We start from the raw sequence: 11,791 nt of genomic DNA on the forward strand, positions 1-11,791 counted from the left end.
CATTTATCCATCTGGCAGGAAGCTTTTTACCTTTTCAGCTTAAGATTTATTACTGTGGATATCTCCCATTTTTCAGAGCGAATTAACCAAACCCTTTCCACGTTGCAGTACGGGGAAAACCCTGATGAACTGTATGCCCCTATCCGGTACATGATGGAGTTGGGCGGTAAAAGAATACGTCCTTTGCTTACCGTATTGGGCGCAAATCTCTTCCATGATAATGTGGACAAGGTGTTATTGCCCGCCGTGGGCGTTGAGGTTTTCCACAACTTCACGCTCATGCATGATGATATCATGGACGGGGCTCCTTTGCGCCGGGGCAAACAGACCGTGCATGAGAAATGGAACACCAGTACCGCTATTTTAAGTGGAGACGTGATGCTGGTGCGGGCCTATGAGCTTTTTCTGGGCATTGAACCTAAAAAATTACCTCAAGCCTTAAAACTGTTCAGCACCTGCGCGGCCCAGGTTTGTGAAGGGCAGCAGCTGGACATGAATTTTGAGCAGCGGCAAGATGTGCAGATTGAAGAATACCTTCACATGATCAAACTCAAAACCGCGGTTCTCCTGGGCTTTGCCCTGGAACTGGGGGCCCTGCTGAACAATGCCTCCCCGGAAGATGCGCGCCACCTAAAGGAATTTGGGGTGAACATGGGCATTGCCTTCCAACTGCGTGATGATCTGCTGGACGTGTACGGTGACCAGGCCAAGTTTGGCAAGCGGGTAGGCGGTGACATTGTCTCAGATAAAAAGACCTTCCTGCTGCTTACGGCCCTAGAGCGCGCCTCGGCTACTCAACGCCTGGCGCTGGAGAAGTGGCAAGGAATTAATAGTCCTGAGGAGGTGGAGGGCAAGGTTCAGGCCGTGAAAGAGCTGTATGATGAACTGGACATTCAGCACCACACCCAAAACCAGATTAACCATTTCTTCCAGAAAGGGCTACACCATTTAACGGAGGTGAATGCGTTAAACAGCAAGAAAGAACTGCTCAGGTTACTGGCTATTCAATTGATTGAGCGGGATAGTTAAGAACTGGCCTACCTGGCCGCTTTACGCAACCCTCTTCCATTACAGCTAAGGAAAGCTGCTCCTATTAGGCGGTTTTCCGGGCTTTACCAATTTTCATAATTACATGGTCATTTCCATCACCCTTATCATTATTGCCGTTACGGTGCTTGTCTCCTTGTATGCCTGGCAAAACCAGAACCTAATGGAAGCCTGGGTGCACCACCCGCAGTCAGTGGCGCAGGACCGTGAGTGGTGGCGTCTGCTTACGTCTGGGTTTCTGCACGCAGATTTCATGCACCTTTTCTTTAACATGTTCTCGCTGTACATTTTTGGCGGGGTGGTAGAACAGATATTCTTAGGCATTTTCGGTTTTCCGGTAGGGGTGGTGATTTATGTGCTGCTGTATTTGGTAGCCATTATTGTCTCAGATCTGCCTACTTATTTCAAGCATAAGAACGATAGCCGGTATTATTCCCTAGGGGCATCTGGGGGAGTGGCCGCCATCATCTTTGCCAGCATCTACTTCAACCCCATGACCGAACTGATTATTTTCCCCATTCCTATTCCCATCAAGGGCTATATTTTTGGGGCGCTGTATCTGGCCTATTCCTATTACCTAAGCAAGAAAAGCCATGACGGCATTAACCACAGCGCCCACTTTTACGGGGCGGCCTTTGGTCTGCTGGTAAGCGTTATTTTGGTGCCGGGTCAGATTCAGAATTTTTTTGATCAGGTGCTGGGGTAGTTTTTGCACTTATTAAAGACCTTTGTCTTTGTCTGTTTCTTGTAAATTACCGTATACCAAGGTATAGTAGGTGATTTAATGAAGGCGGAGATGAAGAAGAATTTTACTTATCTAAAGATGAGCCTGTGGGTGTTGTTACTCACGGCCCTTCCTGTGGCAGCACAGGCCCAGATTGCCATGACCGGGGCAGCAGCCACAGCCAAGGTGGCGCAAATGACCCTGGCAGAGGGCCTTACCCACCAGCATACCCTTTTACTGGAGTTGGTGACCAAGGCAGGGTTGATGCCCCTGCTGTCACATAATGAACCATACACCTTCTTTGCGCCCTCAGAAGCGGCCTTGGCGCCCTATAAGAACGCCTCTCCAGATGAATTGAGGGAATTCCTGGGGCAGCACCTGGTGGCTTCTTCACTTACCTCAGAAGACCTGAAAGACGGCACCGATATCAAGAATATCAACGGCAATAACCTGCGTATCTACCGCAAGAAGGACGCCATTCTGGTAGATGGGGTTAGGTTACAGGATACAGACCAGATGTTTACCAATGGCGTTTGGCACCAGTTAAACGGCGCCTTCCAGCCCAGCAAGCAAAAGTAAGTTGAAAGACCCAATATATGTGAATGTGGAAAGGGCTGCCTAAAGGGCAGCCCTTTTTTTATGCCGGTTGCCAAAAGGAAAATAATTCTGAACCTTCCGTGCAACCCTTACGCGTGCCAATCCATCTTTAGAAAAAACATAAAGGCATTTCTATGAAAAATCTCTCCGCTTTCGGGTTACTGGCTGTTCTGGCCCTGTTTGTTTCGCTGTCATCTTTTAAGGCGTCGGTTAATGCCGGGGCGGAGGAGGAAACCCGCTCGTTGCCCGCTTTCACCAAGATTGGTCTTGGCTACCCCGCAGATGTTATCCTGCGCAAAGGCAATAATCAAAGTGTGAAACTGGAAGGCGATGCCGAGCAATTGGCCTTACTCATTACAGAGGTGAAGGACGGCCAGTTGGTTATTAAAAGGAAGGACCAGGACCGCATGTTCAACTATGATTCTAACCAAAAGCGAGTGACCATTTACATAACCATTCCCAAGATAGAAGCCCTGGCGGTAAGCGGTTCCGGGAAAATACTGGGGAAAGACGCGTTCAAGGCCCCTTCTCTGGATTTAGCTGTGAGCGGGTCAGGGTCTATAAAGCTAGAGGCCTCGGCAGAGAAAATGACCAGCCGTATCTCAGGGTCTGGGCAGATTGAACTGGAGGGCGAAGGCAAACACAGCACTGTTTCAGTAAGCGGCTCCGGTAGCCTGAAAGGGTTCGGTTTTAAAACCAATGACGTCAAAGTAAGCATTAGCGGCTCCGGCTCTTGTGAGATCAACGCCACTACTACCTTAAAGTCCAGCATAAGTGGCAGCGGCCGGGTGTTCTATGATGGTCAGCCCAGCGTAGACAGCCGGGTAAGTGGCAGCGGCAAGGTGCAGAAGCGGGCCTAGATACACATTGGTTAGCTAGACCGGAAAGTGGTTCAACCTGCCAAGGCTGTTTTGAGCTCGTTTTTCATAAAATAGGCCTGAAACGCAAATAAAAAGTAACCTTGCTTTAGGGCGAATCCTATAACCGTTCTGACAGACGCTAGGCAAATTGTAAACCTGATACCAAAAGGAGACTCTCGTTTTAAGCCTGTTTTATGAAAAACGGGCTTAAAACGGGAGCCTCCTTTTTCTGATAATGGTACTCCAGAGCCGTGCTTATTGCAGGGTGCGCGGCCTGAATAACAGAAACCCTACGTGGCCAAACACATTCCAGCGGTTGGTGTCATTGTCATAGTGAATCACGTGCAGAGCGGCCGGACCAATTGGAAGCTGGAAAATAAGACCGGTGCTGGCCGTAAGGCGCGGACGGTCAAAGCCATTGGCGCGCAGAGGTTGCTGTTCGGGGCCTTCTTCATAGGGCGCATGGATCAGGTGCATGAACGCTTCGGTGCGCCACTCAAACTTGGTGAGCACTTTCCTGGAAAAGCGCCCTCCCACGGCGGCGTATCTGGTGGCCCGGTATTTATCCAGAAAGAGCGTGCGGGAGTCTGGCAACGGAGAAAAGGCCGGTGCCACGTTCAAGGTAGACCTGAAATTGGAGAACCTTCCCTGGGTGCTCAACATGCCTTCCACAAAATAGCCCCAACTGCTTTTGTCGTCTTTAGAAGGGTAAAAACCTTCATAGGTAGCCGAGAACTGTAGCCATTGGTGCTTGGCCGTTCGGTCCTGGGTGAGAAGGGAAGTGGTGCCTGGGTCATAGAGCTCTTCGCCGGTGACCCCACGTACCCCCAACACTGCCCGGTGGCCCCGCGTGGAGTACATCTTGCGGTTAAGCGAGTTCCGCTCAAAGCGCAGGGCAGCGGTCACGCCCCTAAAGTCTGTTTCATCCAGCACGTCATCTGAGGAAACGTTGATGTTGTTGGCGTACTCGTCTTCATTGGAGAACCAAGCCCCCTCCAGCACAAACCGGCTCCTGAAATTATGACTGATGCCGGCCTGCATGCCTACTTTGAAATCGCGCTGGCGCACCTGGGTACTGGTGGCGTCCCGGTCCAGAAAATCGCTGACATCCTGGTAATTGAGGGAGCTGTACATCACAGAGGGTTCTATATAGAAGGGCAGCGGGCTAGGCATATTCACCCTAAAACCAAACTGACCAGCTGCGTAGAAACGGCCTATGTTGGCGTTGGCCCCAATGGTGTACAGTACCCGGTTCAGGAAGCGGTATTCCAGACCCACGTACAAGTTGTCTACCGGACGGGTACTGAAAACGGCCCCTATCTCGGCGGTGGCGTTATTACTTTGGCGGGCATCCAGACTCAACTCATAGCCGCCCTGCTCCGGAATGTATTTTATGCGCGGGTAAATACCCTTAAAAAAGTCATTAGCCGCCAGGCGGTAATAGCCTTCCTCTATGTCATTGATGGTGTAATGACCGCCCTTTTTCAGGAAGAAGCTGCGCACGTAGTCATGTTGGTTTTCCTCCAGGCCCTGAATCTTTACGCTGGTAAAGCGGGGCTCAGGGGCCTTGCTGGTAAAGGCCTGGCGTCTTTGCTGTAGGTCTACGGAGTCTACCTCCCGTTTAATGCGTTGTTTCAGCAGGGGCAGTTTTTCCTGGGTAGATTTAATGCCAATGTCAATTAGCTCTTTGGCTCGGTCAAAGGCGGTAGTTCCAAAGCCTTCCAGATCGGGCTGGATGAGGATGCCGTTCTTGCCCACGGCCAGGGTATCTGCCACGTCAAAACTCAGGAAAATTAGGGAGGAGCCCAGCAACTCATCATCCTTCTCGTGAGGGTATTTCTTATAGGAAACATCGCCTACGTTCACCCCAATAATGATATCGGGTTTAAACTCTGAGCGCATCACGTCTGTGGGGAAGTTGTTGAATAGGCCCCCGTCAAACAGGTAGCGGCCATCAGCCTGCCTGATAGGCCTGAAGGCCAGCGGCACAGCCATGGAATTACGAACCGCATCTGCCAGGGATCCATTGCGTTGAATCACCTGCTGGCGGGTAAAGATCTCGGCGGTAAGGCTCCGGAAAGGCACAAACAGCTTGTCAAAGTCATAGTTGGCAATGGCGCCGCCCGCCGCCATGGTAGAGGCCAGGGCGTAGTTGAGGTTCACATCACTTACCAGCCCGCTGGTGGTCTGCACCTTAATGCTTTTTTTCAAAGAGACGGGTAAGCGCAGCGTGGCAGGGGAGGGGTCTAAGCTGAAAAAGTTGAAGGCATGGTCTTCCAGCTGGCGGCCAGACACCCAGTACTGGAACTTAGGCGACAGCACCAGGTCTTCAATATCCTGGGGCGAGTAGCCGGCGGCATACAGCGCGCCCACCACAGACCCCATGCTGGTGCCCACAATGTAGTCTATAGGAATATGGTTTTGCTCCAGCACTTTCAAAACGCCCACGTGCGCCAGCCCCTTGGCACCGCCCCCGCTTAAGACCAGACCCACCTTTTGCCCGGTTGCCTGCCTGCCAGCCACCAACAAGAACAACATCAAAAATACCCTTAGGCTACGTAAGAGTGTATGCATATAAACCGGGAAATATAAAGTTGGAAGAAGTAGGCCTCTTGCCTTGGTTTGTTCTCTTTCAGCGTGAAACGCGGAGGTAAGCCTTCTAAAGAAAGGAGAAAGTGCCAGGAATCTATCTAAAAGCCAAAGGCAAAGCTGCTTAGGAGCACTTACTAGTATAACCCGCAAAAGGTTGGTGCTACCGCTCGTAAAATCACTATTTGCGGCCTTGCCAGGAAATAGCACGCTAATCCTTGACTAACCGAAACAGCAAAACCCTGAACTGTATAACTGACCAAGCTGTTTTGAGCCTATTTTTAGGAAAACGTGCTCAAAACGAAATAGCGGTTATTTTCTGCAGGGCCGTGGTTGAATGAAACAAAAGTATTAGGCGGCTTTGCTTTGCACTAGGTAAGAACCTGTGGGCAATGGGAGGCTGGTAGGCAGGAGAGACAAGTCTGCGGCGTAACAAAAAGCATTACAGTGTAACTCCGCGGAAATGGCGTTTTAGGCACGTTTTCTTAAAAACGGCCTCAGAACACCATAGGCAAAAAAAAGCCCCTCTCAGGTAGAGAGGGGCGGGGTGAGGCTATTTACCGTAGCGGCTTCGGCATGACTGGCAGGCTCTCATGGCCTTGGGCGTCTACGGCCTGTACGGCAAAGAAGTAGTTGTCTTTAGAGTAAGGCAGAATAGTGGTGGTGCCTTCCACATAAATTTTCTTTTCCCACATAGGTGAGGATGTCTCGCGCATGAGAATGTAGTAACCGGCTGGTTTCTGGCCCTTGGCGGGGGCTTCCCATTTCAATTCGGTTTTGTTGGTGAGGTTACTGGTTACTACGCCCACGTTTTCTGGGGAGTAAGGCGCCAGGGCCAGGTTGGCTAGGGTGGCCAGGTTCATGGCGGTGTTCTTGCGCATATACTCAAAGTCCACGTGTTCCGGGAAATCGCCGTAGGCAATGCCTTTCTCCGTGCGCACATTCTGGTGCTGGTACTGGTAGTTCTCATTCATCTCACAAACGCGTATAGCCGTGAAACCCAATTGACTGAAGGGGGTGTGGTCGCCGCCGCGCAGGAAACGGTCAGTGCGGTAGTTCAGGACAACTTCCAGTTGCGGTACGTAGCGGGTGGTCATCTCTTTCATGTAGCGGGCCAACTGGCGGCTACGGCTGTCATTCTCGCCGCCTATGCTTTTGCGCAGGGCGGTCATCTCTGGGGTTTCCAGGGCGGGCACGCCTTCAGAGAAAATGCGCACGCGGGTGTTGTCTTTCAGGCCGGTCTCATCTGAGAGCGAATTGCCAATCATGTCATTGTTGAGCATGGCCACCAGGTTCCAGTTCTCTTTCTTGGCGCGCTCGGCTAAATGACGGGCCCCTATCAAACCCTGTTCCTCGCCCTGCACGCACACAAAGATGATAGTGGCCGGAAAAGCTTGCTTGGCCATAACGCGGGCCAGTTCAATTACGGCCGCGGTTCCAGAGCCGTCATCATTGGCGCCGGGCGCTTTGCCCACGGCGTCCATCACGTCTGTGTTGCGCGAATCAATGTGACCGCTTACTATGAACACGCGGTCATCATTGGGGTCGGTGCCTTTGAGGGTGGCCATCACGTTGGCGAACTCCACGTCTTCTTTCACGCGGCGGCCGTCTGCTTTCACCAGGTATTTGTCCTGGGTGACGGTCATGCGCCCACCCGAGGTGGTGGCGGCTTTCTGCAGCTCGGCCTCGGCCCAGTTACGGGCGGCGCCAATGCCTTTCTTTTTGTCTTTGACGGAGCTAAGCGAGTGGCGGGTCTCAAAGCTGACCAGGCCGCGCACCAACCGCTCCAATTCCTGGGCAGACACCTGTTCGGTGAGGGTTTTGATGGTGGGGTCCTGCTTGACAAGGACCTGCGCCTGGGTAAACTGCGGCAGGAAAACCAGACCTGCGGCCACGGCCGCTATACGGGGCAAAGAAAAGAAAGAAGTCATGGAAGACGGTAAAGGATGGTGGGTTCTTTAAACTACCCCGTAATTTCTGCAATAATCTGGTAAAACCCAAAAGGCGGTACCTGCGGGCGGCGTTCCATTTTAAGCCCGTTTTTCAGAAAACAGGCTTAAAACGGGTAAAGGTAAAATGTTCTCCGTGGAACATTCTAGACCGAAGCAACGCACCGGCGGCTCCCTACGTTGTACCTTGTAATCACCAACTGTAGAAACTATGAGCCAAAAGATTTCACCGGGAAGAGAGTTCCTGGACAGCGTGCATTACTATTATGACCAGGCCGCGCAACACTCCAAGCTTCACCCTGGCATTTTATCGCAGATCAAGATCTGCAACAGTGTGTACAAAGTAAACTTTCCGGTGGAGGTAGACGGGCAGGTGCAGGTGTTTGAGGGCATACGCGCCCAGCACAGCCAACACAAACTGCCCACCAAGGGTGGGATCAGGTTTAGCGTGCACGTAGACGAAGATGAGGTAGTGGCCCTGGCCAGCCTGATGACCTTTAAATGCGCTGTGGTAGACGTACCCTTCGGCGGTGCCAAGGGCGGTGTGAAGATCAATCCCAGAACCTCGTCCGTGGAGACGCTGGAGCGCGTGACCCGCCGCTTTGCCTCAGAACTTATCAAAAAGAACCTTATTGGTCCGGCCGTAGACGTGCCTGCCCCAGATTACGGGACCAGCAGCCGGGAAATGGCCTGGATAGCCGATACGTACCATACCTTTAAGTTTGGCGAGACCAACGCGCTGGGCTGCGTTACCGGGAAACCAGTAGGGCAGGGCGGCATCAGGGGTCGTGCCGAAGCCACCGGTCTGGGTATTTTCTTCGGGTTGCGCGAAGCCTTGCATGACGCGGCGGTGCTTACTCCTTTGAACCTCTCCAGCGGCGTGGCCGGCAAGCGCATCATCATCCAGGGGATAGGCAACGTAGGGTACCATGCCGGCAAGTTTTTGCAGCAGGACGGTGCCATTATCATTGGCGTGGCCGAACGCGAAGGCGGTATCTTCAACCCAGACGGACTGGACATTGACAGCATTTTCCAGTATCGCAAAGAAAACAACAGCTTTGAAGGGCATCCCGGCGGCGCGTTTATCCAGAACTCCAGTGAAATGCTGGAGTATGACTGTGACGTGCTCCTGCCGGCCGCCCTTGAGAACGTGATCCATAAAGACAATGCCGAGCGCATCAAAGCCAAAATCTTGGCCGAAGGCGCTAACGGACCGGTTACCCAGGAAGCGGAGCGCATCTTGCACGCCCGCGGCGTCATTATTCTCCCTGACTTGTACCTGAATGCCGGCGGGGTAACGGTTTCCTACTTTGAGTGGCTCAAGAACCTCTCTAACGTGCGCTTCGGGCGGATGGGCAAACGCGCCGAGGAAGCCAGCCTGAAACGCCTGGTCAACACCATAGAGAAAACCACCGGCAAAAGCCTAAGCGCCGAGGAAAAGCTATTGATTATTCACGGCGCCGACGAACGAGACTTGGTTTACTCTGGCCTGGAAGACACCATGATCACCGCCTACCAGGAAATGCGGGAAGTCACCCACCAGATCAAAGGCATCACTGACTTGCGCACCGCCGGTTTCTACGCCGCCATTGAGAAGATTGGCGTGAGCTACCAGTCATTGGGTATCTTTCCGTAAGGGAAGAAAAGTAGAAATAGGAAAGCCTTTCCAGCTGTGGCTGGTAAGGCTTTTTTTATGGGGAGAAGGTGCTTTCGTTTTTGATGTATTTTATTGTGCGTAAGCCTTAGGGTTGATAGTGTATCTATTTCTATGCCGTTGGTGGTGCTCTGTCTGACAACTTAATTAGCCTCTCCATTGGCAGCCTCACTTTTTCCAATAACCCATTCCGGTTAACCCTTGGCTTGTGGGCTTGTCTATAGCTTCATGGGCTGTGTTGTTTCATCTCTTCTCTCCGAGCGCTCACGGCCACGAGGCCCCGCCTTCCGCCCTCGCGCTGTACCCTCTCGCCTGGCCCTTTAGGGCCTGCCGCGTCCGCGGCACCAGGTCGAGTGCTAGGCGCTCAGACGAAAGGCTGGAAACGGAAAGACGTAGGTTTAGGTTACTTTGGCGTTTGGGGCACGTTTTTGGAGAAACAGGCCCAAAACACCGTGGTTTGAAGAGATAGCTAGAAATCAAACTTGGTTACCGCCTGAACCGCAGCGGACAGGTCAAGCCCTGCCCCTACATTTCCAAAACCCCGCCCTGAGGGCGATAAAGGCCTAGCAACCAATCAAGCAGCAATAGGCCTACCTGCCCCGGACCTTGCGGAGGGCCGCCACCGCGTAGCCCGAAGCATGGGCAGGGGCAAGCAGCGGCGGAACAGGGAGTAACGGCGTAAGTTCCCTATGGAACAGAAGGCTTTTACGTGGTGGTACCAAGGTGAAGCCCCGCCTGTCTGAGCGGCAGCGAGTTCGGGGCTTCTTGATTCTTTTGGTTACTTTTCTCATCAAGGAGAAAAGTGACAGACGCGGGCAGACCGCCACTTCAGCCTGGAGGCTTGGTAGAAAGAAATAGAAAGTAACGGCTTAAAAAAGGAGAGACAAGAAGTGAAAGCTATGTAGCTAAACGAAAAGCATCCTTGGTCGTTGGTGAGAACACCAACAACGGCGGCAAATGAGAGCACACATATGGATCCTTATACTTTTGCTTACTTTACAGTCCTCCTTTAAAAGGGGTAAGGTAATAACGAACTCTAGCAGATTAACTGCTTCCCTCCACCAATCCCCCACCTGCCCCATGGGGTTTTCCGCTGGAAACTGTAATTTACCGGTGGCTTCGGCTACTAATAGTTCAAACCTATCAGAAAACGGTGGAGAACCCGGCCCTTCGCGCAGAATTCATTAAGCTCATTGCCCAGGATCAGGCCCTGATTCATAAGGTGTGCAGCATGTACTGCCGTGATCCCGAGGAGCGGAAAGACCTCTTCCAGGAAATTGTCCTGCAACTTTGGAAGTCCTACCCTACGTTTAAGCACGAGTCTAAAGTTAGCACCTGGATGTACCGGGTAGCCCTGAACACGGCCGTCTCCAGCTTCCGGAAGGAAAGCCGCCGGCCGCACCACGGGTCCTTGTCTGAGACAGACCTGCAGATTCCGGCCGCGCCAGATACCTCTGCCGAGTATGAATTGAAAATAAAGTACCTCTATGCCGCCATTGACCAGCTCTCTCAGGTAGAGAAAGCCATTGTCATGCTGTACTTAGAGGATAAGACCTATGATGAGATGGCGGAGATTATTGGCATCACCAAGTCTAATGTGGGAGTGAAGCTGAATAGAATAAAAGCCAAACTAGAGAAGTTGTTAACGCCGGTGTATAATGAAATTAGATAACCTCAAGGACGTATGGCAAACGTATGCCGCCCAAACGGCCGCTGCGTACCAGGTCACGGAAAACCAGATTGCGGTGCTTTTAAAGGCCCGTACCGAGAACTCTTTGACCAAACTGAAGCAGAATATTTATTTTGAGCTGGGCGTGCAGGTATTGACCATTCTTCTGTTTGGGGCCGGGGCCCTCTTTACCTCCGGCGATGTGGCCTTTAGAATACTCTGTATAGTGGTAGTGGTGGTGTGTTTGCCGTTTCTGGGGTATTTCTGGGCGCGTTTGGCGTATGTACGGCAACTGAATGTGACTACCGCCAACCTCAGGGCCACCCTTAAAAACCTCATTGAAATGCTTACCGGCCTCACCCGGCTCTACTTCTGGACCAACATGCTGCTGGCGCCCCTGGGGTTAGCCGCCGGGCAGCTGGCGTACTTGAAACTGGCCAAAGGCATCAATATCTCCCATATTCCCTGGGACCTGATGGGGCTACGGCTAGGCATCGGGTTTCTGATTGGGGCAGTGCTGGGCTACTTCTTCCTGAAATGGTACATCAGGAAAATGTTCGGGGATCACCTAATGGCCTTGCAGCAAGCCTACGGCGAACTGGAGAACCTGGAGGCCGCCGCTTAACTGCAAAGAAACAATCTGTGGGAATACCTGCTCTGGCGCCAAGTGCGTTTTGGGGCCATTTTTGCAAAAACAGGCCT

At 52.3% G+C, this 11,791-nt stretch carries 9 protein-coding genes; 7 read left to right on the forward strand and 2 right to left on the reverse strand.

Annotation, left to right across the window (positions count from 1 at the left end; genetic code table 11):
- Window positions 1-54 precede the first annotated feature (54 nt).
- The 4 genes from ACYVJQ_RS14145 (at window position 55) to ACYVJQ_RS14160 (ending at window position 3,228) form a co-directional block, all read left to right on the forward strand.
- Window positions 55-1,029, forward strand: a complete 975-nt coding sequence (locus tag ACYVJQ_RS14145) for a polyprenyl synthetase family protein (protein ID WP_460893754.1) — start codon at window positions 55-57, stop codon at window positions 1,027-1,029.
- Window positions 1,030-1,132: 103 nt separating this feature from the next.
- Window positions 1,133-1,753 carry a rhomboid family intramembrane serine protease gene (locus ACYVJQ_RS14150; protein ID WP_460893755.1) on the forward strand — a complete coding sequence of 207 codons (621 nt, stop codon included), beginning with the start codon at window positions 1,133-1,135 and terminating at the stop codon, window positions 1,751-1,753.
- Window positions 1,754-1,843: 90 nt separating this feature from the next.
- The gene (locus ACYVJQ_RS14155; protein ID WP_460893756.1) at window positions 1,844-2,350 is read left to right on the forward strand and encodes a fasciclin domain-containing protein; all 507 of its coding nucleotides are present in this window, start codon (window positions 1,844-1,846) and stop codon (window positions 2,348-2,350) included.
- 152 nt (window positions 2,351-2,502) lie between these two features.
- Complete coding sequence (locus ACYVJQ_RS14160; protein ID WP_460893757.1) at window positions 2,503-3,228, forward strand: head GIN domain-containing protein; 726 nt, start codon at window positions 2,503-2,505, stop codon at window positions 3,226-3,228.
- A 255-nt stretch (window positions 3,229-3,483) separates the two neighbouring features.
- Here ACYVJQ_RS14160 and ACYVJQ_RS14165 read toward each other — a convergent pair whose 3' ends face one another.
- On the reverse strand, window positions 3,484-5,802 hold the full coding sequence (locus ACYVJQ_RS14165) for a patatin-like phospholipase family protein (protein WP_460893758.1): 2,319 nt from the start codon (window positions 5,800-5,802) through the stop codon (window positions 3,484-3,486).
- A gap of 572 nt (window positions 5,803-6,374) precedes the next feature.
- A complete protein-coding gene (locus ACYVJQ_RS14170; protein ID WP_460893759.1) occupies window positions 6,375-7,748 on the reverse strand; it encodes a M20/M25/M40 family metallo-hydrolase in 1,374 nt (457 codons plus the stop codon).
- Window positions 7,749-7,977: 229 nt separating this feature from the next.
- Between ACYVJQ_RS14170 and ACYVJQ_RS14175 the strand changes: the two genes are divergently transcribed.
- From ACYVJQ_RS14175 to ACYVJQ_RS14185, 3 genes are all read left to right on the forward strand, one after another.
- Window positions 7,978-9,402 carry a Glu/Leu/Phe/Val family dehydrogenase gene (locus ACYVJQ_RS14175; protein ID WP_460893760.1) on the forward strand — a complete coding sequence of 475 codons (1,425 nt, stop codon included), beginning with the start codon at window positions 7,978-7,980 and terminating at the stop codon, window positions 9,400-9,402.
- A gap of 1,171 nt (window positions 9,403-10,573) precedes the next feature.
- On the forward strand, window positions 10,574-11,092 hold the full coding sequence (locus ACYVJQ_RS14180) for an RNA polymerase sigma factor (RefSeq protein WP_460893761.1): 519 nt from the start codon (window positions 10,574-10,576) through the stop codon (window positions 11,090-11,092).
- Window positions 11,079-11,714 (forward strand): hypothetical protein, encoded by a 636-nt coding sequence (locus tag ACYVJQ_RS14185; protein ID WP_460893762.1) that lies wholly within the window; start codon window positions 11,079-11,081, stop codon window positions 11,712-11,714. The genes ACYVJQ_RS14180 and ACYVJQ_RS14185 overlap by 14 nt, the downstream gene beginning before the upstream one ends.
- Window positions 11,715-11,791 lie beyond the last annotated feature (77 nt).

Source organism: Rufibacter soli (assembly GCF_054781795.1).